The following is a 26,988-nucleotide window of genomic DNA, read 5'->3' as shown; positions in this document are numbered from 1 at the left end:
CCCGGGGCGCGCCGCCCGCCCGACGGGGTGCCGCCCGGCCGGGTCCGGCCGGGCGGCGGGCATGTGCGCCGCACCCGGCTCAGCCCGTCTTGGCCAGCGGCCGGGCGCCGTACGTGACGCGGACGACCCCGTCGTCGTGACGTTCCGTCTCGGCGGTGACCCCGAAGACCCCGGACAGCACCTGGGGGGTGAGCGCCTCCAGCACCGGCCCCGACGCGACCACCTCCCCGCGGTCCAGCACGACGAGGCGGTCGCAGCTGCGCACCGCGAGGTCCAGGTCGTGCAGCACCGCCAGCGTGGTGACGGCCAGCGTGTGCACCAGTTCCAACAGCTCGAACCGGGCCCGGATGTCCAGGTGGTTGGTCGGCTCGTCGAGCACCAGGAGCTGCGGCTGCTGGGCCAGCGCCCGGGCGAGCAGCACCCGCTGCCGCTCACCGCCGGACAGCGAGCCGTAGATCCGGTCCGCGTGCCCCAGCATGCCGGTGCGCTCCAGCGCGTCGACGACGATGTCGTTGTCGTCGGCCGTCTCGCGGTCGAACACCCCCTTGTGCGGGGTCCGACCCAGCGCGGCGACCTCCCGCACGGTCAGGCCCGGCGGGGTGGGGCTGTTCTGCAGGACGGCGGCGGTCCGCCGCGCCGCCGCCCGCGCCGACAGCGACCAGACGTCCTCGTCGCCGAGCAGCACCTGCCCGTTGGCGGGCCGGACCGACCGGTAGATGGTCCGCAGGAGCGTGGACTTGCCGCTGCCGTTGGGGCCGATCAGGCCGACGACCTCGCCGGGCGCGACCTCCATGCTGACGTCGCGGAGGATCGGCGTGCCACCGATGGAGACGCACACCTGCTGCACCTGAAGCTTCATCGAAAACCTCCGTGGAAACCCCCGGCATTAGCCGTGGGGAGGAAACGGAACTCCTGCGGAGCAGGACAGGAAAGGCCGATCCGCGGCCAAGGAGGATGGGGGTCCACCCGCACGTCAACGCAAGGCTTACTGGCTATGTTGCTAGGCTGTGAGCCATGGCCAGGGCTGTGAAGCGGGCATTCAAGTTCCGCTTCTACCCGAGCTCCGAGCAGGCTTGCGAGCTTGCCCGCACGTTCGGCTGTGTCCGGCTGGTCTACAACATGGCGTTGCAGGCCCGCACCGAGGCGTGGACGCTGCGCCAGGAACGGGTGAACTACAACGCGACGTCGTCGATGTTGACCGCGTGGAAGAAGACCGACGACCTGGCGTTCCTCAATGAGGTGTCGTCCGTGCCGTTGCAGCAGACCCTGCGGCACCTGCAAGTCGCGTTCACGAACTTCTTCGCCAAGCGCGCCCGGTACCCGAGCTTGAAGAGCAAGAAGAAGTCGCGCCGGTCGGCGGAGTACACCACCAGCGGGTTCCGCTACCGCGACGACCGGCTCACCCTGGCGAAGATGGCCGAGCCGCTGAACATTGTGTGGTCCCGGTCGCTTCCCGAGGGCGCGAAGCCGTCCACGGTGACCGTGTCGCAGGACGCGGCCGGTCGCTGGTTCGTGTCGCTGCTGTGCGACGACCGGATCGAGCAGGCTCCGGCACCGAGCCCGGCCGTCGGGATCGATGCCGGCCTGGACAGCCTGCTCACGCTGTCCACCGGCGAGAAAGTCGTCAACCCGAAGCATGAGCGCCGCGACCGGGCCGCACTCGCCCGCGCCCAACGGAACCTGTCCAAGAAGGAGAAGGGCTCCGCGAACCGGGCCAAGGCCCGACTCAACCTCGCCCGCGTGCACGCCCGGATCACCGACCGCAGGCGGGACCATCTGCACAAGTTGACCACTCGGCTCGTTCGTGAGAACCAAACGATCGTCGTCGAGGACCTGACCGTGCGCAACATGGTCACAAACCACAGCCTGGCCCGCGCCGTCAGCGACGCGGCTTGGCGGCAGTTCCGCACCCTGCTTGAGTACAAGGCCGACTGGCACGGCCGCAACCTCGTTGTCGTGGACCGCTGGTTCCCGTCGTCCAAGCTGTGCTCGGCGTGCGGTGCGCTCGCGCAGCGGATGCCGTTGAACGTCCGGTCGTGGACCTGCCAGTGCGGCACTGTCCACGACCGCGACGTCAACGCGGCCCGTAACATTCTCGCGGAGGGGCTCTCCGTGATTGCCTGTGGAGGCGGTGTAAGACCCCAACGGACGAACGTCCGGACGGGGCGGCCGTCGGTGAAGCAGGAAACCCAGCGGGCGACCGCTGAAATCCCCCGCCTCTAGACGTGGGTAGGAAGTCAAGAGTGGGACAGGCTCCTATCCCGGCGCATCAGCCAGATGAAGAACGGTGCGCCGAAGAGGGCGGTCAGGATGTTGAGGGGCAGCTCGTTCGGCGGGTCGACCGTCCGGCACAGCAGGTCGACGACCACGAGGTAGACCGCGCCGACGAGGGCCGCGAGGGGCAGCACCCGGCGGTGGTCCACGCCGAACGCGAGCCGCACCAGGTGGGGCACCATCAGCCCGACGAAGCCGATGCCGCCGGCCACGGCGATGAGCACGCCCGCGAGCAGCGACGTCAGGACGATCGACACGATCCGCAGCCGCTTGACGTCGATCCCGAGGGCGGTCGCCGACTCGTCGCCGGTGACGAGCGCGTTGAACTGCCGGGCGTACATGGTCAGCAGCACGGTCACCGCTAGGACGACCACGCCCGCGACCTGGAGTTGCTCCCAGCGGGCGCCCGCGACGCTGCCGAGCAGCCAGAACATGATCTGGCGCATGTTGTTGGGCGTCGTCTGCAACTGGAGCAGGCTCGTGATCGAGGTGAACACGTAGCTGATCGCGACCCCCGCGAGCACGAGCCGGACGGGGTTGAGCCGGCCGTGCTGCTGCCCGAGGGTGAAGACCAGCGCCACCGCCAGCATCGCGCCGACGAACGCCGCACCCGACACCCCGAGTCCGCCGGCCGCGCCGGCGCCCAGCGCCATCACGGTGACCGCGCCGACCGAGCCGCCCGCCGACACCCCGAGGATGAAGGGGTCGGCGAGCGGGTTGGCCACGAGGGCCTGCAGCACCACGCCCGCTACCGCGAGCCCGGCGCCGCACAGCGCGGCCAGCAGCACCCGTGGGATCCGGAAGGTCCAGACGATCTGGTCGTGGGCCGGGTCCACGGCGGGGGTCGCCCCGGTCAGGTGCGCCCAGACGATCCGGCCGGTGTCGCCGATGGATACCGGCACCGAGCCGACGGCCGCCGCGACGAGGATCAGGACGACCAGCAGTACGCCGAGCACGAGCAGGCACAGCGGCAGGGGCGCGCCGTGCAGGGGGGCCGGCCGGGTGGTGTGGCTCTTCGGCGCGGCCGAGACCCGGCCGTTCGTGGAACGCGACAAGGTGGTCATGGCGCTCAGAACGCCTCGGGGTGCGCGGCCTGCGCGATCTTGGCGACCGCGAGGTGGTTGCTGGGGCCGAGGTAGATCGAGTCGGACAACACGACGTAGCGGTTGTTCTTCGCCGCGTCCCACTGCGGGAACTGGGCGAGCAGCTTCTTCGCGTCCGCGTCCGGATCCTTCGACATGTAGTTCACGACGAGCAGGACGTCCACGTCGGCCTTGGCGACCTGCTCGCGGGAGAGGTTGGCGAACATCTGGTCGGTGGCGCCCTCGAAGGCGTTCACCGCGCCCGACTTGGCCATGATGTCGTTCCAGATCCCGTTGCCGCCGACCGAGCTGAACTCCCCGCCCATCGCCATGCCGGGGATGATCAGCATGACCTTCTGCTTCGGCAGGCTCGCGGTCTTCGTCCCGACCTCGGCGATGCGCGCCTTCGAGTCGGCGATGATCTTCTCGGCGCGCTCGGACACCCCGAAGATGGCCCCGAGGTCGCGCAGCAGCGCGTAGCTGTCCTCGACGGTCGGCGTGCCGGAGACCGTGCCGACCTCGCCGCACGAGCTCTTCGGCGCGTACGTGTTGGCCCCGACGGCCGCGAGGTCGTCGCGGGTGGCGAAGCCCGCCTCGGCACGGAAGCCGCCGTCGTACGTGGAGATCACGAAGTCGGGCGTCAGCCCGATCATGGCCTCACGCGGGATGTCCGACATGTCGTTGAGCTTGATGTTGCCCGTCGGCAGCTTCTTGATCGCGTCGACCCGGCCGTCGACCTCGGAGGCGCCGTAGGACTGCGCGTTGGCGACGATCCGGTCGGCGACGCCGAGCTCCAGCAGCGCGGAGACCTCCGCGACCGACCCGCCGTTCATCACGACCACGCGACTCGGCGCCTGCTGGTAGGTGTACTTCTTGCCGCAGTTGGTGATCGTCACCGGGTAGCCCGCCTTCGGCGGGTCGTCCGACTGGCCGGCCTCGCTCTTGGCCGTCGAGCAGGCCGTCGTGAGAAGCAGGGCGGCGACGGCCGCCGCGAAGGGGAGTCGCTTGAGTTTCATCCGGTCCTCCGAGCAGTTGACGTGGCGACGGGCGACGGCGCCGCCGCCTCTTCCGGTTCCGCTGCCGCGGCCGCGGGCTTGGGCAGGTGGTGCAGACGGACACTGACCAGGCCGGCGCAGATCGCGGAGGCCGCGAGCAGGAGCGCGGTGACCGCGAAGGCCGTCGCGTGGTCGGCGAAGGGCACGTCGGGGTCGCCGGGCGTCGCGCCGAGCACGGTCCGGTAGCAGACGCCCGCGACCGCGACCCCGAGCGCCAGGCCGAACTGCGTCACGGTGGTCGCCATGCCGGACGCCGCGCCCGCCTCGGCGGGCCTGACCCGGCCGAGGATCCCGGCCACCAGGGGTGAGACGACCAGGCCCTGCCCGAAGCCGGCCAGCGTGACCACCGCGACGAGCATGGGCGCCTGCGCGGACTCGGGCGCCTGGACGACGGCCGCGCTGGCCAGCAGGACGGCGGCGAGCAGGCCGCAGCCCACGGCCGGGGTCGGCGCCGAGACCAGGCGTGCCACCCGTCGGCTCGCCGCGGAGCCCAGCGAGAAGCCGATCCCGAGCGGTACGAACATCAGCGCCGCCGTGAGCGGCGTGAAGCGCAGCCCCGTCTGCAGGTAGTAGGTGAACACGAGGAAGAGCCCCGAGTTCGTGGCGAACAGCGCCAGCACCGTCAGCAGGGACAGCCGCATCCCGGGGGCGGTGACGACCCGCGGCGGGAACAGCGGCTCGCCGCCCTCGCGGTGCAGGCGCCGCTGCTGGCGCACCAGCACGACGGCCAGGACGAGGGCGAGCGGCACGCCGAGCCACAGCCACGGCGAGCCGTCCGTCCCGAAGACCAGGGGCACGAGCAGGGCGGGGGCCGCCACGATGGTGAGCGCCGCGCCCGCGAGGTCGAGGCGGTGCGGCGCCTTCGGCACGGTACGCGGCAGGATCCCGCCCAGCGCCAGGATCGCGATCCCGACGGGCACGTTGACGAGCAGCGCCGGCCGCCAGCCGAGGCCGAAGAGGTCGGCCTCGACGATGAGCCCGCCGCCCGCGATGCCGCTGATCACGCCCAGGCCGATGACCACGCCGTAGACGCTGATGGCCCTCGCCAGCCGGTCCGGGTCCTGCATCGTGGCCCGGATGATCGCGAGCACCTGGGGTGCCATGAACGCCGCCGTGGCGCCCTGGAGGAAGCGGGCCACGATGAGCAGGTCGGCGTCCGGCGCGATGCCGCACAGCAACGAGGTCACCGTGAAGCCGGCGACGCCCCAGAGGAACACCGTGCGGTGGCCCATCCGGTCGCCGAGCCGCGCGCCGGTGACCATCAGGGCCCCGAAGGCGATCACGTACGCGGCGCCGACGAACTGGATCTGGTCGAAGCCCGCGTCGAGGTCGCGCTGGATGGACGGGCTGGCCACGTTGACGACGAAGCCGTCCACCTGGGTCATGAACGTCGCGGCGAGAACCGCGCCGAGTCCGAGCCACTCACGCCGTTCGCTCATGTTGCCCTCCGAAGGTCGCCGACAGGTGCGAGTACGGCGCCGACCCGCGCCAGGGGACCGGCGGCGAGCATGCCGTCGTGGGTGCAGTCCAGCCGGTGCACGTCGATGCGCCCGTCGACGTGTGGCTCCCAGCTCCGCGGGCCGGGCCAGTCCGGTGTCTTGCCCTCGGTCGCCTCGATGACCAGCACGTCCCCGCCGAGGCGCCGGGGCGTCCAGCCGGCGGCGAGCCGCGAGTTGCGCGCGAAGGCGTCGTACGCGAGGCGACGCTGCGCCTCGTCGAGGCCGCCGAGCACGGCCTGGCCGAGCACGGCGGCGGCCGCGTCGTGCTCGGCGGGCGGCGGCAGGTCCCGCCAGGCGGCCGGCACCGGATACGAGTCGAGCAGCGCGAGCAGGGCCACCGCCTCGCCGGCCTCCGCGAGCTGCGTGGCCATCTCGTGGGCCACCAGGCCACCGAACGAGGCGCCGAGCAGGTGGTACGGCCCGGCGGGCTGGATCGCACGGATGCGGCGCACATGGTCGGCGGCCAGGTCGGCGACGCTCACGCACCCGGCGGCGGCGACCGACTGGAGTCCGTACACCGGGCGATCGGGCAGGCTCGCCAGCAGCGCGGCGTAGGACCATGCCAGCCCGGTCGCCGGCGCGACGCAGAACAGCGGCGGCCCGCTCCCCCGCGTCCGCAGCGGGAGCAGCACCTCCGTCGAGCCGCCGCCGGTGTCCGTGGCGAGCGCCGGCGCGAGCTTCGCGACGGTCGGCGCCTCGAACACCGTCCGGATGCTGATCTCCACGCCGAACTCGGCGCGCACCCGGCCCATGAGCCGGGCGACGAGCAGGGAGTGCCCGCCGAGCGAGAAGAAGTCGTCGTCGATGCCGACCTCCGGCAGGCCGAGCAGGTCGGCGAAGAGACCGCACAGCACCGCCTCGCGGTGGTCGCGGGGCGCGCGGCCGCCGACCGTCGCGGTCAGGTCCGGCGCGGGCAGTGCCGCGCGGTCGAGCTTGCCGTTCGTGGTACGCGGGATCGCCTCCAGCGCGACGAACGCGGGCGGCACCATGTAGTCGGGCAGCCGCTCCGCCACGAACTGCCGCAGCGCGGCGGGCTCCGGCGCGGCGTCGCCCACCGGCACGACGTAGCCGACGAGCCGCACCTGACCGGGCGCGTCCTCGCGGGGCACCACCGCCGCCTGGGCGACCGCGGGGTGGGCCAGCAGGACCGCCTCGATCTCCCCCGGCTCGATGCGGAAGCCCCGGATCTTGACCTGGTCGTCCGCGCGGCCGAGGAACTCCAGGGTGCCGTCGCGCCGCCAGCGGGCGAGGTCGCCGGTGCGGTACATCCGGCTGCCCGGGGGCCCGAAGGGATCCGTCACGAACCGCTCCGCGGTCTGTTCCGGACGGTCGTGGTAGCCGCGGGCGACCGGAGCCCCGGCGAAGTACAGCTCGCCCACCGTCCCTGGGGGCACGAGCCCGCGCGCCGGGTCCAGCACGTACGCCCTGGTGTTGGTCAGCGGCCTGCCCACGATCGGCTCGGCGCTCTCGGAGAGCCGGCACCAGAGGGTGTCGACCGTGCACTCGGTGGGGCCGTACAGGTTGTAGACGGTCGTGCCGGCGTCGCGCAGGGCCGTCCAGAGCGCTGGGCCGGTGGCCTCGCCGCCGAGCGCGAGCACGGCGGGCCGGTGCCGGCCGGCGTCGAGGAAGCCGTTCGCCACCAGCTCCTCGGCGTACGTGGGGGTGATGTCCATGAAGTCGATCCCGTGCCGGTCGACGTAGTCGAGCATCGCGGCGGGGTCCCGACGCCGGTCGTCGTCGACGAAGTGCAGCTCGTGGCCGTCGAGCAGCCACAGCAGGCCCTCCCACGACGTGTCGAACGACAGCGACGCGGACAGCGCGGCCCGGCACACCCGGCCGGCGGCGGCCGGTCGGATCATCGTGTCGCGGTGATGGTGGAAGAGGTTGGCCAGGCCACGGTGCTCGACCACGACGCCCTTCGGCACGCCCGTGGAGCCGGACGTGTAGATGAGGCAGGCCGCGTGCTCCGGCGCGAGGCCGGTGTCCGGTACGGGCGCGTCGGGTGCCCCGGCCAGCTCCGCGACGGTCGCGGGGGCGTCCACGAGCAGGACCGGGACCTCCGACTGCCGGTGCCCGGCCCACAGCGCCTCGGTGGCGAGCAGCACGACGGGTGCGCTGTCGGCGAGCATCGCCGCGACCCGCCGGGCGGGCAGGTCCGGATCGACGGGCACGTACGCGGCGCCGGCCTTGAGCACGGCGAGCAGCGCCACGATCGCCTCGGAGGTGCGGGGCAGCAGGAGCCCCACGTGCCGGTCGGGGCCGGCCCCCCGGGCGACGAGCAGGTGGGCGAGGCGGTCGGCGCGGCGGTCGAGTTCGGCGAAGGTCAGCGTGGCGTCGCCGGCCACCAGCGCCGTACGGTCCGGCGTCGCGGCGGCCTGTGCCGCGAACAGCGCGGGTACGGTCACCGCCGGCAGGGGTCGGGCCGTGTCGTTCCACTCCTCCAGGAGGAGCCGGCGCTCGCCGTCGAGGAGCAGGTCGACGTCGGCGACCGGGGTGTCGGCGGCGTCGGTCACGCGGCACAGGAAGGCCAGGAACCGGGTCAGGTGACCGGTGAGCTCCTCGTCGTCGTAGCAGTTCGGGTTGGCGTCGAGGACGATCCGCAGCCCGCTGCCGTCCGCCCGGTCGTACACGTGGACCACCAGGTCCTCGACGAGCCCGGCGCTGACGTTGTGCACGACGCCCCGGTGCCCGGCGAAGCGCAGGCCGTAGTCGAACGGCATGATGTTGACCGACGGGCCGAACAGCTTGCGCTCGCTGGCGACCATCCGCAGGTCGCGGCGCAGTTGCTCGTAGCGGTAGCGCAGGTGCGGGCGCCCGGCCCGCAGCTCCGCCGCGACCTGCGCGGTGAGGCTGGCCAGCGTGGCGGTGGGCTCGACGCGGACCCACAGCGGCACGACGTTGGTGACCATGCACGGCACCCGCAGCGACACCGAACCGAGCCGCGACATGACCGGCAGCGCGAGGGTCAACTCGTCCGCGCCGGTCATCCGGTGCAGGTACGCCGCGAAGGCCGCGATGACGGTCTCGCTCCACGTGGTTCCGGTGGCCTTGGCGACCGCCTTCAACGCGTCGATGCCGGCGGCGTCGAGGTCCGCGGTGGCGCGCAGCACCGTCCGCGCCAGCTTCCCCGTGCGGCGGGCGAGCACCACCGGCGCCGGCCTGCCCTGCGCCCGGGTCGTCCAGTGCTCGCGGGCGGCGGCGTACCTGTCCGAGTCGGCGTAGGCCCGGTCCTCGTCGACCACGGCGGCCAGCGACCCGAACGTCCGGGGCGGGGGTTCACGCCCCTCGACGAGGGCGGTGTAGAGCTCGGCGACCCGGCGGGCGACCAGGGACAGCCCGTACCCGTCCAGGGCGATGTGGTGCACGCGCTGGTACCACAGGAGGTGGTCCGGGCCGAGCCGCAGGAACGCCTGCCGGAACAGCGGGTCCTTGCGCAGGTCGACGGGGGTGTCGAGGTCCGCGCGCATCCAGGTCGTCGCGGCGGCGAGCGGGTCCGCCTCGGCGCTGGTGTCGATGGTGTCCAGCGGCCACGACGCGTCGTCGCAGGGGCGTTGCCACGGGCGCCCGTCGGCGTCCTCCTCGAACACCACGTTCAGCGCCTCGGCCTCGCCGACCGCCCCGCGCACGGCCGCCTCCAGGAGCCGTACGTCGACCGGGCCGCGGATCTCCACGTACTCGGCGGTGTTGAAGGCGGGGCTGTCCGGGTCGAACTGTTGACCGGTCCAGATGCCCTCCTGGGCGGCGCCCAGCGGCAGCGGCTCAGCCATCGCCGCCCACCAGCAGCTTCACCCAGTGCTCCACCGTCGGCCGCTCGGCCAGGTCGACGAAGCTGACCTCGGCGCCGGCGTCGCGCCACCGCTCGATGAGCGTCATCAGCCGCACCGAGTCCAGGCCGCAGTCGAACAGATCCTCCGTGTCGAAACTCTCGTCCGGGCGACGGTGGAGCATCTCGGCGACGTCCGCCCTGATCCTCGCCGCCGTCAACTGACCTGCCACGTCATGCCTCTCGACCTCGTGCGATGTGGACACCGGTGGGATCCGACGGTCGACGCCGTCGGATCCCACCGCGGAGCGAACGTCCGTGCGGGACTAGGCGGCGTCCACGTCGTCGTAGACGGTGACGCGGTAGGACACGGCCGGCTCCGGCGTCGCGGTGTGCAGCGCCCGGTGGACCAGGCTCTGGTTGTCCCAGAGGAGCATGTCGCCCTTCTCGAACGTCTGAAGGTGGATGTTCTCGTGCTCGTAGGTGCGGTCGAGCTGGCCGGTGGCCGTGAGCAGCTCGGCCAGCAGTTCCGGCCGGTCGTTGCCGTCCGCGTCCTGCACCGACAGCGTGAAGCCCTCGCTCAGGTAGAGCAGGGTCTCGTCCGTGTGCGGGTGCGGGAACGCGAGCGGGCTCGTCACCGGCGGGGTCTTCGCGTTGACCTCGTCGATGATCTCCGAGATCGGCCGGTAGACGTCGGTCGGCCGGATCTTGAAGTACCGCAGCACGCTGTGCGTCGCCGTCTTGTCCTTGACGGCCAGCTTCAGCTCCTCGGAGAGCTGCTCGTAGGCGGTCGCCAGGTTGATGAAGTAGGTGCCCCGGTTCTTCGACGGCACGACCTGCGGGTAGATCATGGTGATGTCGAACGGACGCGGCATGAACTGGTAGTCCGAGTGCCAGAACTTGCCGGTCTTCGGCACCCCGATCTGGCGGCCGTCCTCCTCCTTGACGTTGGAGGAGACGAACACCTCCTTCACCTCGGGGTGGTGGTAGACCGGCTCGTAGTACTCCGCGACCCGGCCCAGCCGCTGGCCGAGCGCCAGGAACTGCCGCGGCGACAGGTCCTGGTTCTTCAGCACGACGATCTTGTTCGAGTAGATGGCCTTCTTCAGCTCGACGATGTCCTCCGGCGAGGCGGTTTCCGCGTCGAAACCCTCCACGATCACGCCGAACTTCTTTCCAGCCTGCGGGGTGATTTTCATTCGCACTCCTCTGAGCGGTGGTCCCGGGCTCCGCGTACCTCAGTAGTCGCGTCCGGTCGGTCAACAGTTCCCGCCCCGACAGATGTGCGGGGCCGAATTGCCTGCTCAATTACCGCGCTGTGGGTTCACATTTCCGCGAACTCCTCTGCGAGTCTCGGCCTGCCTCTCCCGCAGCACCTGGGCGTGACAGGCGTGGATGACGGCAGCGGCGGTGTGCGGGTCGTCGCGTACGACGAAGTGACCGCTGCCGGGGATGACGTAGTGCTGCGCCCTCGGGAGCACCTGCCGGGCCCGGAGCGCGTCGCGCAACGGGACCACGCGGTCCTGGTCGGCCCAGACGAGGTTCACCGGCGTCGTGTCGGTGGCGTCGGCGCGGAACGAGTAGAGCCCCGCGTACCGGCTCAGGGCGGACAGGTCGCTGGTGATCATCGAGGTCACGTCGGCGGCGGCCACATCCGGCCGGAGGGCGGCGGGCCGGGCCGACACGCTGCCCATGACCATCCTGCGGACCACCCCCCGGTTGAGCAGCCGCCCCCGCGTCCTCGGCCCCACCGCGGCGGTCATCCGCAGGATCGCGTGGGTCCGCACCACGCACATCGAGGCGTGGCAGACCGCCCGGAACCCGATGCTGCACAGGGCGGTCACCGCCGCGACGGGCACCCGACGCGCCAGTTCGAGCGCGATCACCCCGCCGAGCGAGTGCCCGACCACGTGCGGCCTGCGCAGCCCCAGCGCGGCGATCCGCTCCGCGACGTACTCGGCGAGCCTCGGCACGACGTCCCGGTCGTACGCGAGCCCCGGCACGCTGCCATGACCGGGCAGGTCGATCGCGAGGGTCCGGGCGAATCCCGGGATGCGTTCGACTACGGCGTCCCAGCTCGCCCGGCCGAGACCGGCCGCGTGCAGCAGCAGGAGCTGGGGATCCTCCGCGAGCCGGCTCGGCTCGGCCATGGTGCGGCTCCGTTTCTTTCCGTACGGACGTGCGCGCTCGACGCGTCAGGAAGCGGTGACCATCGGGGCGCGCGACGCCTCGGCCGTGTCGGCCCGGTCCGGGAGTTCGTTGCCGGCGAGCGCCTTGAACCGCCGCAGCCGCAGGCTGTTCGACACCACGAACACCGAACTGCCGGCCATGATCAGACCCGCCAGCATCGGATTGAGCAGCCCGCTCGCCGCGAGCGGGATGGCCGCGACGTTGTACGCGAAGGCCCAGAACAGGTTGCCCTTGATCGTGCCGAGGGTGCGCCGCGACAGCCGGATGGCGTCCGCGACCACCCGCAGGTCGCCGCGGACCACCGTCAGGTCGCCGGACTCGATCGCCACGTCGCTGCCGGTGCCCATCGCGATGCCCAGGTCGGCCTGCGCGAGGGCGGCGGCGTCGTTGACGCCGTCGCCGACCATCGCGACGACCTTGCCGTCGGCCTGGAGCCGCTTGACCAGCTCGACCTTCCCGGCGGGGAGGACCTCGGCGACCACGTCGTCGATCCCCACCTCCGCCGCGATCGCCGCCGCCACCGCGGCGTTGTCGCCGGTCAGCAGGATCGGGTGCAGCCCGAGCCGCTTGAACTGCGCCACCGCCGCCGCGCTTGTGGACTTCACCCGGTCGGACACGACGAGCATCCCCCGCAGGGCGCCGTCCCAGCCGACCATGACCGACGTACGGCCCGCCGCGTCGGCCGTCGCCCTGGCGGCGACCAGCTCCGGGGGCAGGTCGGTCGCCCACGCGCCCAGCAGCGACGCCCGGCCGACGACGACCTCGTGCCCGTCGACGGTGCCGCGCACGCCGACGCCGGTCTCGCTGGCGAAGTCCGCGACCGGGGGCAGTTCGCCGCACCGGTCCCTGGCTCCCGCGACGACGGCCCGGGCGATGGGGTGCTCCGACGCGCTCTCCAGTGCGCCGGCGAGCCGCAGCAGCTGGACGTCGTCCTCCCCGTCGACGGGCACGACCTCCACGACGGACATCTCGCCGGTGGTCACGGTGCCGGTCTTGTCGAGCACGACGGTGTCGACGGTCCGCGTGGACTCCAACACCTGCGGTCCCTTGATGAGGATGCCGAGCTGGGCGCCCCGGCCGGTGCCGACCAGCAGCGCGGTCGGCGTCGCCAGTCCCAGCGCGCACGGGCAGGCGATGATCAGTACGGCCACGGCAGCGGTGAACGCGGCCGCCGCCGGCTGGCCGGAGCCGAGCCAGTAGCCCAGCGTGGCGAGCGACAGCGCGATCACCCCGGGCACGAACACCGCCGACACCTGGTCCGCGAGCCGCTGGACGGCGGCCTTGCCGGTCTGCGCGTCCTCGACGAGCCTGGCCATCTGTGCGAGCTGCGTCTCGCCGCCCACCTTCGTGGCGCGGACGACGAGCCGCCCGCCGGCGTTCACCGTCGCGCCAACGACCTCGTCACCCGGTCCCACCTCGACGGGCACGGACTCACCGGTGAGCATGCTCGCGTCGACCGCCGAGGAGCCCTCCTCCACGACGCCGTCGGTCGCCACCTTCTCGCCGGGCCGCACGAGGAACCGGTCGCCGACGGCGAGCGCCGAGATCGGCACGATCGCCTCGGCGCCGTCGCGCAGCACCGTCACGTCCTTGGCGCCCAGCGACAGCAGCGCGCGCAGCGCGGCGCCGGAGCGGCGCTTCGCGCGGGCCTCGAAGTACCGGCCGCAGAGGATGAACAGGGTCACGCCTGCGGCGACCTCCAGGTACATGTTGCCCTCGCCGGGCGTCCGCTCCAGGGTGATCCGGAACGGGTGCCGCATGCCGGGCACGCCGGCGGTGCCGAGGAACAGCGTGTACAGCGACCACACGAACGCGGCGAGCGTGCCCACCGAGACCAGCGTGTCCATCGAGGCGGCGGCGTGCCGGAGGTTGGCGAAGGCGGCCCGGTGGAACGGCCACGCCCCCCACACCACGACCGGTGCGCTCAACGTGAGGCAGGCCCACTGCCAGTACTCGAACTGGAGCTGGGAGAACATCGACATCGCGATGACCGGCACCGCCAGCACGGCGACGACCCAGAGGCGGTGGCGGGCCGCCCGCAGCTCACGGTCGTGCTCGGCCTCCTCCGCCGCCGCCGGATCCGGGACGTCGGCCGCCGGTGCCGCGGGCGCCAGCACCGGCCGGGCCGTGAAGCCGATCTCCTCGACGGCGGCGATCACCGTCTCCCGCGAGACCTGGGGCGCGAGGAGGACCTTCGCCTTCTCGGTGGCGTAGTTGACGGTCGCCTCCACCCCGTCGATGTCGTTGAGGCGCTTCTCGATGCGCGCCGCGCAGGCCGCGCACGTCATGCCACCGATCAGCAGTTCCAGGTGGTTGTCGGCCCTGGCCGCGCGCGGCTGCACCGGCCGGGCCGTGAAGCCGATCTCCTCGACGGCGGCGATCACCCGCGCCTGCGTGATCCCGGGCGGGAGGAGCACCTTCGCCTTCTCGGTGGCGTAGTTGACGGTCGCCTCCACCCCGTCGATGTCGTTGAGGCGCTTCTCGATGCGCGCGGCGCAGGCCGCGCACGTCATGCCGCCGATCAGCAGTTCCAGGTGGTTCTCAGCCGTGGCCATGCTCGGTGCCCCCCTCCGTGCCGCCGCCGGTCGTGTCGGCCGGGACAGCGGCTCCGCCGTTGCGCACGGCCTCCTCGTTGCGGGCCTTGGCCGCCGCGAAGGCCTCCTCGCTCAGGCCGTGCGGCGGCGGGTTGGGGCCCTTCACGCGCAGGGTGAACGACGCCGTGCGCACGACGCCCTGGTGCTGGAAGTCCAGGAACAGCCGGTAGTCGCCGAAGCTCGGCGCGGTGGCGTGGAACAGGACGTCCGGACCGGGCGCGGTCTGCCCGTCGCCCGGCGTGCCGTCGGGGTGGACGTGCAGGTACGCCATGTCGCCGTCGCGCAGCGCGACCAGGTGCCCGAAGGCGCCCAGGTACGGCTCCAGGTCGGTGACCGGCTTGCCGTCCTTCGCGACGCTGAGCGTCAGCTTGCCGCTCTTGCCGGGCGTCAGCTCGCCGCCGAGGGTCACCGTGTAGCCGTCGACCGTCGAGGTGGTCGACGGCGCGGGCAGCGCTTCCGGCCGGTAGTCGCCCGACACCGACACGTCCGCCCCGAGCGTCTCGCCGTGGATGCCCCACAGCGGCATGTAGTCGGCGAAGACGCGGTACTCGCCCGCCGCCGCGAAGGTCAGCGGCACCCGCCACACGCCGTCCGAGCCGAGGTTCGGGTGGACGTGCTGGAAGTTCGACAGGTCGCGCCGCGCCACGATCAGGTGCATCAGCTTCTCGTGCTGCGGCTTGTACTTCACCAGCGGCGTGCCGTCGTGCTGCAGGATCTGGAAGGCGAAGGTCTGCTTCGTGCCCGCCCGGACGTTGTCCGTGATCACCTTCAGGTTCATGCTCTCGTGGTTGATGGTGAGGCCGTACGAGGACTCCTCGGCCACGGCGGCCGGCTTGGCGGCGGGTGCGGTTGCGGGAGCGGCGGTCGGCGGCGGCCCGACCACGCGGCCGACGGTGTAGGCGCTCCCCAGCACCAACACCAGGGCGAGCGCGAACGCGCCGAGCTTCGTCAAGGTCTTCATGAATAACCGTCCTGTTTCGACAGGGTTGGCGTGGAAGCGGGCAGGGTTTCGGGGGCGCGGTGGTCGGCCGGTGGGCTCACCGGTCCCCACCGGGGTCCGGGCCGGGTGTCCGGCCCCACCGCAGCAGGCACGCCCCGAGCGACATCCCCCCGCCGAACGCCAGCAGGAGGACGAGGTCGCCGTCGCGGAGCAGCCCGGCCCGGTTGGCGTGGTCGAGGGTGAGCGGCACCGAGGCGCTGCCGACGTTCGCGTACTCCTCCACCGTGCGGTGCGTGTGCGCGGCGGTCAGCCCGCACGCGCGTACCAGCTCGTCAAGGAGCAGGCCGTTGGGCTGGTGCGGCACCACGTGCGCGACGTCCGCCGCGCCGACGCCCGCCCTGGCCAGCAGCTTGTCCACGAACGGCGGGACGTCCTGGAGGACGAGCTCGCTGACGCCACGGCCGTGCATGCGGAAGAAGTGGCCGCCGTCCGCCACCGTCGTCGCGGACGCCGGCAGCCTGCTGCCGCCCGCCGCCACCCCGATCAGGCCGCTGGCGTCGCCCCGGCTGGCCAGCTCGTACTCGACGACACCGCGCCCCGCTGCCGTCGTCCCCACGACGGCCGCGCCGGCGCCGTCGCCGAACAGCACGGCCGTGCGCCGGTCGTCGAAGTCGAGGATGCGCGAGTACACGTCGGCGCCGACCACGAGCGCGTGGGTGCCGGGCCGGTCCGCCACCAGCGACTGCGCCAGCACCAGGGCGTGCACGAATCCCGCGCACACCGCGTTGACGTCGAAGCACGCGGCCCCGTACGCGCCGAGGCGGTCCTGCACGAGGCAGGCCGTCGGCGGCTGCGGGTGGTCCGGGGTCGACGTCGACACGATGAGGTAGTCGACGCGGTCGGCACCGATGCCCGCGTCCCGCAGGGCGCGGGACGCGGCCCGCACGGCCAGGTCCGACGTGGCCTCCTCCGCCGCCGCGAAACGGCGCGAACGAATGGCGGTCTTGCGTACGATCCATTCCGGGCTGGCGCCCGGTACGCGACGCGCGATTTCCTCGTTCGGCAATGCTCGCGCGGGCACCCAGGATCCGGTGCCCAGAATTCCGACGGATGAGGACACAGCAGCCTCCAGAGAGGAGAGGCATTTCGTGTCTGCAAATTAGCCGAGTCGAACCATCGGCCGCAATCATGTTCGCCATCCGTCGACACGACTCGAAGCGCAAATTACCGAGCGATGGCGGTAACAATTTCAAGGCGATGGAACGCGCAATTTCCGGGCCGCCCGGGAACCCGCTGACGACACCCCGGCGCACGGTTCACCCGTGCAGTTCTCCCGGGTCGTACGTGACGCGCGGGGATGGGATCCGGCGCGTCCCCGCCGCCATGCTGACGGCACGACCGACCGCGTGGCGACGCCCGCGGCACGGCCGGCGACCCGCGGGGCGGACCGGCGCCCGCCGGCGCCCACGCGACCAGGACCGGACGGAGGCCCTCCGATGACAGCGCAGCTCCTCGAGACCACCCACCGCACGGGCGGGCCCGGCGGGTGGCGGCCCCGGGACGCGACGGCAGGGACGGATCCGCGTCGGCACGAACCGACGGTAACCGATACCATGCATTCCGTGGCGACCGTGATCCGGCAGGCGACGGCACCGAGCGCGCCGCTGCCCGGGGCGGCGCGGCGGGGCGTGCCGGGGCCCGGCACGCGCCACGTCCGCCGGGAGCCGTGGCGTTGATGGTCACCGGGATCCGGCCCACCGGCCTGACGGAGACTCCCGCCGCGCCGGCTGACGCCCTGTCCACCCCGGGCATGCGGCGGGCGAGGCTGTGCATCCTGGCGGGCGCCGCGAGCGGGGTGGCGGCGTGCGTACTGCTCGCCGCCCTGGAGCTGCGTCGCGAGCCCGACCCGCGCGGGATCGTGCTCGGCGCGGCGGGGTCGCTGCTCCTGGTCCTGGCGCTGGCCGCGGCGCTGCACCGGTCGGTCATGCCGTGGCGGGCGACGACGGCCGGCCGGTGGCTGGTCGCCGGCTGCGTCACGGCCGCCGTGCTGTCCGTCCCGCTCGTCGGGCCGGTCGGCGGCACCCCGGGGCGGGCCTGGGCGTTCGTGGGGGCCGCGCTCGTCGGGGCCGCGCCGCTGCTGCTGCCGGTCCGGTGCGCGGTGACCCTGATGGCCGGGACGGTGCTGGTGGCCGCGGCGACGGCCTGGTGGCTCGGCGGTTCCGTGCGCGACGCGGTGACCGTGACGGTGGTGCTCGGGCTGACGGTGGCGACCTGGAACGTGCTGCACCTGTGGTTCTGGACGTTCCGGGCGCAGGCCCGGGAGGGGCACGACGCCCTGGCCCGCCTGGCGGCGGCCGAGGAGCGACTGCGGTGCGCCCGGGACGTCTACGCCCTGCTCGCGAACGAACTGTCGGCGCTCGTCCTCAAGGCGGAGCTGGCGTCACGGCTGGCGTTGGTCGACGGGGAGCGGACCAGGAAGGAGACCGCCGAGATGCGGGCGCTCGCGGCGGCCGCGTCGGCTCGGATGCGCGAGGCCGTGCACGGCTACCGCAGCGTCGGCCTGCGCGAGCAGGCGCAGACGGTGGCGCGGGTGCTGCGCAACGCCGGCGTGCGGTGCTCCGTGACGCAGCCGGAGCGCGACCTGCCGCCCGCGCTCACCGGGCCGCTGGTGTCCGTGCTGCGCGAGGCCGGCGCCCACGTGCTGCGGCACGGCGAGGCGCGGTGGTGCACGATCGAGATCGCCGGCGAGGCGTCCGGGGCGCGGTTGACGGTGGTCAACGACGGGGCCGGCGACGGGGCGCCGGACCTCGACGCCAGCGGGCTGCCGGGGCTGGCCGACCGGCTGCGCGACGCGGGCGGCACGCTGCGCACCTGGCGGGAGGACGGCACGTTCACCGTGCAGGCCAGCGTCCGGGCCGGGTCGTGACCGGGCCCGACAGCAGCACCCGCCGCAACGGACGACGGACCGCGCCCACCCCGCCGGTGGGCACGGTCCGCCGCGCGCCGCTCAGCCGGTGGCCGTCAGCGTCCCGCCGGGCAGGAGGCACTCGTCGGCCGTGGGCCACCGCGTCGGATCGTCGCCGAGGGTGACGAGCTCGGCGACCTGGAGGCGACACCACGGCGACACGGAGATGTCGCCGGTGCCCACCGCGTACACGAAGTCCGCCCAGGCGACCCACTCGAAGTCGCCGATGGCGGCCGGGTCGGGGGTCGGGCGGTCGTCGGTCACCACCCGGAACACCGGGGACACGGCGTTCTCCGCCACGCCGTTGTCCATCGTGGCGCGGTACCGGAAGGCGGGCAGGACCAGCTCCGGCGCGGGCGCGGACAGGCCGAGCTCGGCGCGTACGGTGCGGGTCACCGCCGCAGGGACCGGTTCCCCCGGCACGGGGTGCCCGTAGCACGAGTTCGTCCAGATCCCCGGCCAGGTGCGCGTCCGGTCGCTGCGCATGGTGAGCAGCAGCTTCGCGTCGCTGGTGAAGACGTAACAGGAGAACGCCAGGTGCAACGGCGTACGCAGGTGGTGCACCGTCGCGCCCTCGGTGGCGCCCACCGGCCGTCCCTCCTCGTCGAGCAGCACGACCTGCGCCATGGTGTCCCTCCCCACCGGGACTCAGCTCGCCTGTGCGAAGGCGGCGGCGATCACGGTTCCCCAGCCGGTGCTCGCCACCTGCAACGGCACCAGCTTCGCCCGGGGCCGCAGGAACGCCAGCGCGTCCGTGAGGGGCTTGCCGCGCACGCCGCGCCAGGTGCCCGACACGTGCACCAGCGCGAACGCGATGGCGGCGATCATCGGCACGGCACCCCAGGTGAACCCGCCGATGGCGAGCACCGACACGCACACCGTGGAGCCGCCGACCGCGATCAGCCCGCTCGCGACGGCCATCGCGCGGGTCAGGCCCAGCGCGCGTACGCACGTGCGGATGTTGAACGCCGCGTCCTCCGGCCAGTCCTCGGCCGTGTTGACCATGACGATGCCGACCTGGTTCAGCCCGAAGCCGATGATCACGGCCAGCAGCGGCCACGACAGCTCACCGGGCACCGACCGGACGACGACGAGCATCGGCAGCCAGATCAGCACGGCGGCGAGGCCGGGGATCTGCCCCACGCCGGAGCTCTTCAGGTGGACCGGCGGGATGGAGTACTGGGCGCCGATCCAGAGGGTGAACGCGACCAGGGGCAGGATGTCCCAGTGCCCGGTGCGGAAGGTGAAGTAGGTCGCGAGGGCCAGGACACCCGCGCCCGTGGCGGCGATCTGCCAGCGGACGTTGCGCAGCCCCAGCCCGTACACCGCCTGGGACAGCCACGTCTTGTACACGGCGTCGACGTCGCGGTCGGCGTACGCGTTGGTCATGTCGATGAAGTGCATGATGGACAGCGCCATCACGATCACCAGCGCGAAGTGGACCGAGGCCAGGGTGCTCAGGTCGTCGACCGACAGCAGCGACGGGATCGCGTAGATGGCCAGCATCACGGGCAGGAACTCGACCCGGCGGATGCGGATGGAGTGGTAGATCGGGCGCCGCGCGGTGGCCGGCGCCGGTGTGGACGCGCCCGCGCGCGCCTCTTCGACGGTCATGGTGTCTTCCTTCGGGGTTGAGGACCTTCGGTGGCACCCGCGGGCGCCCCTGACCGGGGTCAGAGGATCTGGATCCGCTGGAGGTGCCGGGAGGAGTTGCCGCGGAAGGCGTTGCGACCGTGCAGCAGCGCCTGGTTGTCGACGACCACGATGTCGCCGTCGACCCACTGGTGGTGGTAGCAGACGTCCGGGTGGTGCAGCCGCTCGCGCAGGTCGGCCATGAACGGCTCGGCCTCCTCCGCCGACCTGCCCCCGATGGTCACCCACACCGGGTTGCGGTAGCGCTCCGGGTCGAGCGGCTCGCCGTACCGCATGATCGTCTCGCCGGTCTCCGAGTGCGTGGTGAGCAGCGGCGACACGGTCTCGCCGCCGTAGTAGCCGAGCTTCTCCGTGCGGTAGCTGACCTCCGTCGCCGCCCACTCGCGCACCAGCTCCGGCGAGGCGCGCCGGATCACGTCGGTGCTGTCGGAGAACACCGTCTCGCCGCCGCCGCCGGGCACCGGCGCCTCGAGGCACTGGAAGAGGAAGAACCGCGGCGCGGCCCGCGCGAACGCGCCGTCCCAGTGGAACGGCACGTCCGTACGGCTGAACAGGTAGTTCTTCGGGTCCTCCTGGACCACCAGGTCCAGGACGGCGCCGAAGTCCCAGGTCAGCACCTCGCCCCAGGTCTCGCAGTAGGCGACGAGGTCCTCCGTGTCGAGCAGGGGGAAGCCGCGCAGCACGACCACCTTGGACTCGATCGTCCAGCGCTCCAGCGTCACGGGCGCGATGTCCCGCAGGTCGGCGCCGTCGTGCTCCGCCGTCACCAGCGTGCCGAACGGCGCCAGCGGCGTCCGCTGCACCCGCAGCTCGTCTGCCGTGGTCATGAGGCGATCTCCTCCTGCCGGAAGTGGGGGTTCACGTAGTGGCTCGGCCGGCCGTTGCGCCAGACCAGCGAGGCCCGGTCCCGCTCGGCCTGGCTGCGCTTGACCAGCGTCAGGTTGACGCCGTCGTCGAGGACGACGCCGTGCCACGGCGTCAGCCAGCTGTCCCTGGTCCGGATGAGGTGCAGCCCGATCTTCTCGGCGTGCCGGGGCTGCGGGTGGATCGACAGCCGCAGCGAGTCGGGGAACTTCGTGCCGACCAGGTCTCCCCAGGCGCGGCTGCGCCGGATCATCTGGTACGCGAACTCCTTGCAGTGCTCGCGCAGCTTGGTCCGGCTCAGCTCGGGGTGCAGCGGGCCCTGGTCCTCGAGCATGAACCGGTGCATGCCGTTGAACAGCGACCGGGCGCCCAGGTCGGTCAGCACCTCGGCGCGGATGTCCGCGAGCGGCGTGGCGTACCCGGCGAGGAGCCGAGCGCGCATCTCGTCGTAGGACATCGCCCCGAACGCGTCGTCGAGCGAGTACATCGAGACCGAGGACGCGCCGGTCTGGTCGATGATGCGTTGCAGTTCCGTGCGGTACGCGGTCACGTCCTCGTCGGGGATGCCGAGCAGGTCGGAGAAGACGTGGCCGTCGGAGCAGATGAGGATCCGCGCGCCCGCCGGGTGGTAGTGGCTGACCTGCTCGCAGAAGGACTGGAGGAACTCCACGGAGATCCGCTCACCGAGGTCGGGCAGCGAACCGACCACCTTCTCCGGGTTGCGGGACTTCGCGGGGAACGCCGGCAGCACGAAGTGCAGCGGCTCGCCGCTGCGTACGTACCGGCCCACCCGTTCCTCGTGGGTCGCGAAGCAGTCGTCGCACGGCTGCGCCCCGCACGGGTCGTCGGCGTGCTCGAGACGGCGGAAGCGGAAGACCAGTTCGAGTATCTGCCGGGCGAGCGTGCGCTCCCGGCTACCGACCTGTTCGTCCTCGGCAACGGTCATGTCGTGTCCGATCGCATCGTGGTTTCCTTGTCGCCCGAGGGCGGGCCGACCGGGGCGACGCGCCGGCGCCGCGTACCGCGCGCGCCCTTCGGCGGGTCGATGTGCACCAGCTCCGTACGCGTGCTGATCTTCAGCTTCCGGTAGGCCCGCGTCAGGTGCTGCTCGACGGTGCTGACGGTGATGAACAGGCGGTCGCCGATCTCGCGGTTGGTGTGCCCGCGGGCGGCCAGGTTCACGACGCGGCGCTCGGCGTCGGTAAGCGTGGCGAGCCCGTCCTTCGCGCCGGCCACCCCGGCTTCGAGGGTGTCGTCGGACGGCTTGAGCTTGCGCCGCAGCAGCTCGGCGTGGCAGCCCTCGGCGAGCTGGAGGGCGTGCGCGCCCATCATCTTGGCGCGCCCGAACTCGCCGAGGGCGTGCCCGGTCTGGCTCAGGTCCGCGAAGACGTGCGCGAGTTCGTGCCGGTCGCCGCTGGCGTGCAGCAGGTCCATCGCCTCGCGCAGCATCACCTGCCGTTGCTTCGGCGCGTACGCCGCCGCCAACGCCCGCAGCCCCATGCCCTTGGCGCGCGGGGCGTCGCCGCCCGGCAGCGCCAGGTGTTCGGTGACCAGCTTCCGGGCCTGGTCGGGCCGGCCCATCCGGACGTACAGCCGGGCGAGGTCGACCCGCCACGGCAGCGCGGACGGGTCGTCGGCGCCCCAACCGACGGCGAGCTGGCCGGCGGTCTGGAAATCGGCGAGCGCGGCGTGCCGCCGGTCCACGGCGTCGTAGTAGACGCCCCGGGCCCGCAGGTACTGCGGCCAGAACAGGCTCTGGCGCATCGCGGCCGGCGTCGGCTCCCGCAGGGCCGCCTCGGCCTCGGCGAGCTGCCCGGTCATCGTGCAGGCCAGGACCAGGTGCGCGAGCGGCGAGCCGACGGCGACGCCCCACGCGGCGGGCGGCATCGTGGCCAGCGCGTCGCGCGCGTGCCGCTCGGCGGCGGCGAGGTCGCCGCGGCACAGCGCGACGGCGGCCCGTACGTCGGTCAGAACCGCCCGCCAGCACGTGATCCGGTGGGACTCGGCCTCCTCCGCCAGCTTCTCGCACCAGTCGGCGGCACGGTCGAGCTGGTCGGCGCCGATCAGCACCCGCAGCGCGTGCCACACCGACACCAGGAGGGAGTCACCGGGGCGGGCGCGTTGCAGCACCTCCTCGGCGCGGTCGACCGCCGCGCCCGGCCCGGGGTCGCCCGGACCGTCGCCGCCGTGCGGGCGGCAGTGCCGCAGCCACTCGCGGGTGGCGAGGTGGTCGGCGCCGAGGTCGGGGTCCGGGTGCGTGGTGAGGTCGCCCACCCCGTCGAGCGCCTGCACCGCCTCGTCGTGCCTGCCCTGCCAGGCGAGCGACCGGGCGAGCAGCAGCGTGTCGGCCTCGTCGAGGAGGCCGGCGCGAGCCGCCGCCGCCAGCGACGACAGGTGCCGCGGAACCGCCTCGGGGTCGCTGCGCCAGTGCACCCGGACGAGGGCCGCCTCCACGGCGGCCCGTTCGCGGTCGTCCTCGGTGGATCGCAGCGCCAGTTCCAGGCAGTCCACGGCGTGCCGTGCGGCGCCGCCGGCAACGGCCTCCCCGGCCGCCGCGACCAGCACCGGCACGGCCCAGGATCCGGCCGGCCCACCGACGGCCACGAGGTGCGCGGCGACCTCGGCGGCGGACGTGCCGCCCTCGTGGAGCAGGAGCGCGGCCCGAGACCGCAGGGCCGACTGCGTCTGCGGCGGGCAGTCGTCGAGCACCGCCGCGCGTACCGCCGGGTGGTGGTAGGAGTGTCCCTCGGTGAGGCCCGCCTCGGCGAGCGCGCCGAGCACCTGCCGGGTGGTCGCCGCGCAGAGGCCCACCAGCCCGGTGACGAGCCCGGGGGACGCGGACGGGCCGACGACCGCGAGGGCGCGGGCCACGTCGAGCAGCCGGGGGTCGCTGCGGTGCAGGCAGGCGAGCGCGGCCTGGACGAACGACGCGCCCACCGTCGGCGCGACGTCCCCGTCGGCGCCGGTGAGGGCGTCGTCGAGCAGCGCGTGTACGAGCATCGGGTTGCCGCCGCTGACGGCGTGCGCGGACGCGGCGAGCCGCCGGGCGGCCTCGGGCCGGATCCGCTCGGCGAGCAGTCGCCCGACGCCGTCGGGCGACAGCGGGAGCAGCCGCAGGTGACGGCAGTGCGGCTGCCGCGTGAGCTCCGCGCGGAACGCCGCCGCCTCGGGCCGCGCGCCCACGCATCCGCTCAGCACGAGCAGCACCCGCGCGAACCGGATGCGCCGTTGCAGGTACAGCAGCGCCTGCAACGACAGGGAGTCCGCGAACTGGACGTCGTCGACGACCACCACCAGGGGCCGGTCGGCGGCCACGTCGAGGAGGACCTGGCAGACGTCCTCCAGCAGTTGCGCGTCACCGTGCCGCAGGGTGGGGGCGTCCGGGTTCCCCGCCGGCCCGGTGTCGCGCCGCAGCAGCGGCAGGTGGCCGGTCGAGGTGGTCTGGGCCCGGAGGCTGTGGAACAGCTGTCCCACCACCCCCAGGGGGATCATGCTCTCCGCGACCGAACAGGCGGCGGTCAGCACCAGCGCGCCCTCGCCGACGGCCACCTCGGTCACGGCGTTCACCAGTCGGGTCTTCCCGCTGGCGACGCCGCCGTCGACCAGCGCGACCCGGCCCTGGCCCGCGGCAGCCGTCGCGTACGTCTCGACGAGGTCGGACAGCAGGTGTTCTCTCTCGATCAGTGCCATGTGGGTCACCTCCGGACACTCCTGAGGCTCGGGTCGACCGGCGACTCACCCCGGTTGTTCGGCGTGGGCGACCGTGGCGGCGCCGCGCGAGGCCGAGCTGAGCGACCGGGTGGGCGCCCTGATGCTGCGCAGCACCGCGGACATGTTGTCGTTGAGATAGAAGTGACCGCCCGGGTGGACGACGAACTCGAACCCCGCGTCGGTGTGTTCCCGCCACGCCTTCGCCTCGTCGACCGTCACCCGCGGGTCGCTGTCGCCGATGTGCGCGACGATCGGGCAGTCCAGGCGTGGCCCGGGCCGGTACTCGTAGGTCTCGGCCGCGGTGTAGTCCGAGCGGATGGCCGGCAGGACCATCCGCAGCACGTCCTCGTCCTCCAGCAGCGCGCTGTCGGTGCCCGCCAGGGCGCGTACCTCGGCGATCAGGCCGGCGTCGTCCCGCAGGTGGGTCCGCTCCTCCTTGCGCAGGTGCGGAGCCCGCCTGCCGGAGACGAACAGCGCGGTCGGGCCGACGCCCGCCTGCCGCAGCCGCAGCGCGACCTCGTAGCCGATGGTCGCGCCGAGGCTGTGGCCGAAGACGGTGAGCGGCCGGTCGACCAGCGGCAGCAGCACCGTCACCAGTCGGTCCGCGATCTCGTGGACCGAGGTGAGGCCCGGCTCCCGCAACCGGTCCTGCCGACCGGGGTACTGGACGGCGAGCACGTCGACCTCGGGTGCGAGCGTCCTGGCCACCCGGGCGAAGTAGCTCGCCGAGCCGCCGGCGTGCGGCAGGCACAGCAGCATGGTCGCCGCCTCGTCCGCCGGGTGGAACCGTCGCACCCACAGGTCGGAGTCCGTCATCTCGTTCCCCCCGCGAATCAGTTCGTGGTCGCCGGTGGCGGTCGCCCCGGATCCGTCAGCGGGCCGCGTCCACCCGGGCCTCGCTCCAGCTGATGGTGGTGGGCCGGACCGCCGCCAGGTCGCTGGTGGTCCAGCTGTCCACGACGTCGATGCGCACGTCACCGTCCCCCGGAGCGTCGACACCGTCGAAGAAGAAGGCATTGAGAATCTCGGTCGCGTTGACAGACATGGGAGTCCCCTCTCGCACAGCTTGGCCCGGTGGTGCGGAACGCCATCTAAACCTGCTGGACGGGTACGTGTTTCAACAAGGTCTGCGTTCACCGTCTGCGCGAAGGTTCGTCACAGCGCATTCGTGAATCGCTCATACCCGTCACACGCGGCAGGCCCGGTGGCTTTTGTCAATACCTGGCCCGGCCGTCCGGGCGCCACGAGCGCGGTGTCCAGGGTGGACTCCCGGCCCGGGAAGCCCTTGCGTGCCAAGGGTCACGGGCGGTGGGCCGGCCGGCGGAGCGGGCCGGGGGAATTGCTCCCCACCGGCCGTGGGAGCAACCTTCGGCAGCTAACCGGCACCTTTCCCCGTGTGCACGTGCGCCGTTCATCGGACCCGGATGACGGACTCATGCCTCACCACCACCCGACAATGCCTGACCAGCAACTCCACACTGCCAACCCAATAACACCCACCATGCACCCACACCTCCTGCGGGGTGCCCTAGGGGTGCCCGCCCAATGACCACCGATGGGAAACTCAAAACCCACCCCCCACCACACCACCGGACAACCGGAGCACACCCATGCGCTTCTCCGTACTCGGCAGCACCGAAGTCACCAACAACGGCCACCACCTCGAACTCGGCGGAATCCGCCAACGCGCAATCCTCGGCTACCTCCTCCTCAACGCCAACAAAGTCGTCGCCACCAGCCAAATCCTCCACGCCATGTGGGACGGCAACCCACCCCCCACCGCCCGCAAAATGGTCCAGAACGCCGTCTCCGGCATCCGCCGCATGCTCACCCACAACACCGACCCCACCACCAACCCCACCCTGCGCACCCACCCACCCGGCTACCAACTCCGCATCGACACCGAAACCATCGACCTCTACCGCTTCCGCAGACTCGTCCGCGAAGGCCGCCACGCCACCACCACCAACAACCCCACCCGCGCCGCCCAACTCCTCACCGAAGCCCTCACCCTCTGGCGCGGACGCGCCCTCGCCGACCTCGTCGAAACCGGCACCTGCTGGTCAGAACTCGCCGCCATCGAAGACGAACGACTCTCCGCACTCGAAGACCGCCTCGACGCCGAACTCGCCTGCGGCCGACACCGCGAAATCACCCCCGAACTCGAAATCCTCACCGCCACCGAACCCATGCGCGAACGCCTCTGCCACCAATTCATGCTCGCCCTCTACCGCAGCGGCCGCCAAGTCGACGCCCTCCGCGTCTACCGACGCACCCGCGAAGCCCTCGTCGACGGCCTCGGCCTCGAACCCGGCCGCAGCCTCCAAGAACTCCAACAACGCATCCTCGAACACGACGCCAAAATCCAGATCCCCGCACTCACCCACTGAGCCACGGC

The 26,988-nt window shown here is 72.6% G+C and carries 21 protein-coding genes; 3 read left to right on the top strand and 18 right to left on the bottom strand.

All coding sequences use genetic code 11. From position 1 onward, the window contains the following. Positions 1–79: 79 nt before the first annotated feature. A complete protein-coding gene (locus AC0OO9_RS21040) occupies positions 80–859 on the bottom strand; it encodes an ABC transporter ATP-binding protein (RefSeq protein WP_484511794.1) in 780 nt (259 codons plus the stop codon). Positions 860–1,014: 155 nt separating this feature from the next. Here AC0OO9_RS21040 and AC0OO9_RS21035 point away from each other — a divergent pair, with 155 nt between their 5' ends. After that, positions 1,015–2,223 carry an RNA-guided endonuclease InsQ/TnpB family protein gene (locus tag AC0OO9_RS21035; protein WP_484511793.1) on the top strand — a complete coding sequence of 403 codons (1,209 nt, stop codon included), beginning with the start codon at positions 1,015–1,017 and terminating at the stop codon, positions 2,221–2,223. A gap of 14 nt (positions 2,224–2,237) precedes the next feature. Here AC0OO9_RS21035 and AC0OO9_RS21030 read toward each other — a convergent pair whose 3' ends face one another. The 10 genes from AC0OO9_RS21030 to AC0OO9_RS20985 all read right to left on the bottom strand — a co-directional run bounded on the left by AC0OO9_RS21030 (position 2,238) and on the right by AC0OO9_RS20985 (position 16,517). Then, positions 2,238–3,338, bottom strand: coding sequence for a FecCD family ABC transporter permease (locus AC0OO9_RS21030; protein WP_484511791.1), 1,101 nt, complete (start codon positions 3,336–3,338; stop codon positions 2,238–2,240). A 5-nt stretch (positions 3,339–3,343) separates the two neighbouring features. Continuing rightward, a complete protein-coding gene (locus AC0OO9_RS21025; protein ID WP_484511789.1) occupies positions 3,344–4,372 on the bottom strand; it encodes an ABC transporter substrate-binding protein in 1,029 nt (342 codons plus the stop codon). Beyond that, the gene (locus AC0OO9_RS21020; protein WP_484511787.1) at positions 4,369–5,850 is read right to left on the bottom strand and encodes an MFS transporter; all 1,482 of its coding nucleotides are present in this window, start codon (positions 5,848–5,850) and stop codon (positions 4,369–4,371) included. The genes AC0OO9_RS21025 and AC0OO9_RS21020 overlap by 4 nt, the downstream gene beginning before the upstream one ends. Further along, positions 5,847–9,677 (bottom strand): amino acid adenylation domain-containing protein, encoded by a 3,831-nt coding sequence (locus AC0OO9_RS21015; RefSeq protein WP_484511785.1) that lies wholly within the window; start codon positions 9,675–9,677, stop codon positions 5,847–5,849. The genes AC0OO9_RS21020 and AC0OO9_RS21015 overlap by 4 nt, the downstream gene beginning before the upstream one ends. After that, positions 9,670–9,906 (bottom strand): phosphopantetheine-binding protein, encoded by a 237-nt coding sequence (locus AC0OO9_RS21010; protein WP_132240708.1) that lies wholly within the window; start codon positions 9,904–9,906, stop codon positions 9,670–9,672. Before AC0OO9_RS21010 ends, AC0OO9_RS21015 begins: the two co-directional genes overlap by 8 nt. Before the next feature lie 93 nt (positions 9,907–9,999). Beyond that, complete coding sequence (gene scoE, locus AC0OO9_RS21005) at positions 10,000–10,872, bottom strand: (3R)-3-[(carboxymethyl)amino]fatty acid oxygenase/decarboxylase (protein ID WP_132240686.1); 873 nt, start codon at positions 10,870–10,872, stop codon at positions 10,000–10,002. A 105-nt stretch (positions 10,873–10,977) separates the two neighbouring features. Beyond that, positions 10,978–11,823, bottom strand: coding sequence for an alpha/beta fold hydrolase (locus AC0OO9_RS21000; RefSeq protein ID WP_132240685.1), 846 nt, complete (start codon positions 11,821–11,823; stop codon positions 10,978–10,980). A gap of 45 nt (positions 11,824–11,868) precedes the next feature. Beyond that, positions 11,869–14,418 carry a heavy metal translocating P-type ATPase gene (locus AC0OO9_RS20995; protein ID WP_484511782.1) on the bottom strand — a complete coding sequence of 850 codons (2,550 nt, stop codon included), beginning with the start codon at positions 14,416–14,418 and terminating at the stop codon, positions 11,869–11,871. After that, on the bottom strand, positions 14,405–15,418 hold the full coding sequence (locus AC0OO9_RS20990) for a hypothetical protein (RefSeq protein ID WP_484511781.1): 1,014 nt from the start codon (positions 15,416–15,418) through the stop codon (positions 14,405–14,407). The genes AC0OO9_RS20995 and AC0OO9_RS20990 overlap by 14 nt, the downstream gene beginning before the upstream one ends. 76 nt (positions 15,419–15,494) lie before the next feature. After that, the gene (locus tag AC0OO9_RS20985; protein ID WP_484511780.1) at positions 15,495–16,517 is read right to left on the bottom strand and encodes a 3-oxoacyl-ACP synthase III family protein; all 1,023 of its coding nucleotides are present in this window, start codon (positions 16,515–16,517) and stop codon (positions 15,495–15,497) included. A 615-nt stretch (positions 16,518–17,132) separates the two neighbouring features. Between AC0OO9_RS20985 and AC0OO9_RS20980 the strand changes: the two genes are divergently transcribed. Further along, a complete protein-coding gene (locus tag AC0OO9_RS20980) occupies positions 17,133–18,323 on the top strand; it encodes a histidine kinase (RefSeq protein ID WP_484518000.1) in 1,191 nt (396 codons plus the stop codon). Between the two features lie 81 nt (positions 18,324–18,404). Here AC0OO9_RS20980 and idi read toward each other — a convergent pair whose 3' ends face one another. Genes idi through AC0OO9_RS20945 form a run of 7 tightly spaced genes read right to left on the bottom strand, consistent with a single transcriptional unit; the run spans position 18,405 to position 25,635 of the window. Continuing rightward, a complete protein-coding gene (idi, locus tag AC0OO9_RS20975) occupies positions 18,405–18,989 on the bottom strand; it encodes an isopentenyl-diphosphate Delta-isomerase (protein ID WP_421457631.1) in 585 nt (194 codons plus the stop codon). A 21-nt stretch (positions 18,990–19,010) separates the two neighbouring features. Next, entirely contained in the window at positions 19,011–19,976 is a 966-nt protein-coding gene (locus tag AC0OO9_RS20970) for a UbiA family prenyltransferase (protein ID WP_357579774.1), read from the bottom strand. Positions 19,977–20,035: 59 nt separating this feature from the next. Further along, on the bottom strand, positions 20,036–20,842 hold the full coding sequence (locus AC0OO9_RS20965) for a TauD/TfdA dioxygenase family protein (RefSeq protein ID WP_484511778.1): 807 nt from the start codon (positions 20,840–20,842) through the stop codon (positions 20,036–20,038). Further along, positions 20,839–21,825 (bottom strand): L-tyrosine/L-tryptophan isonitrile synthase family protein, encoded by a 987-nt coding sequence (locus tag AC0OO9_RS20960; protein WP_421457630.1) that lies wholly within the window; start codon positions 21,823–21,825, stop codon positions 20,839–20,841. Before AC0OO9_RS20960 ends, AC0OO9_RS20965 begins: the two co-directional genes overlap by 4 nt. Continuing rightward, positions 21,822–24,569: an AAA family ATPase gene (locus tag AC0OO9_RS20955; protein ID WP_484511776.1), complete on the bottom strand. Its 2,748-nt coding sequence runs from the start codon at positions 24,567–24,569 to the stop codon at positions 21,822–21,824. Before AC0OO9_RS20955 ends, AC0OO9_RS20960 begins: the two co-directional genes overlap by 4 nt. Before the next feature lie 45 nt (positions 24,570–24,614). Then, a complete protein-coding gene (locus AC0OO9_RS20950; RefSeq protein ID WP_484511775.1) occupies positions 24,615–25,406 on the bottom strand; it encodes a thioesterase II family protein in 792 nt (263 codons plus the stop codon). A gap of 55 nt (positions 25,407–25,461) precedes the next feature. Beyond that, positions 25,462–25,635 (bottom strand): hypothetical protein, encoded by a 174-nt coding sequence (locus AC0OO9_RS20945; protein ID WP_484511773.1) that lies wholly within the window; start codon positions 25,633–25,635, stop codon positions 25,462–25,464. A gap of 565 nt (positions 25,636–26,200) precedes the next feature. Here AC0OO9_RS20945 and AC0OO9_RS20940 point away from each other — a divergent pair. Further along, positions 26,201–26,980: an AfsR/SARP family transcriptional regulator gene (locus AC0OO9_RS20940; RefSeq protein WP_311414996.1), complete on the top strand. Its 780-nt coding sequence runs from the start codon at positions 26,201–26,203 to the stop codon at positions 26,978–26,980. Positions 26,981–26,988 lie beyond the last annotated feature (8 nt).

This window comes from Micromonospora sp. USAFONa4, from assembly GCF_057197825.1.
Note: the sequence above shows the minus strand (reverse complement) of the source record. Positions and strands in the feature narration are given on the sequence as shown.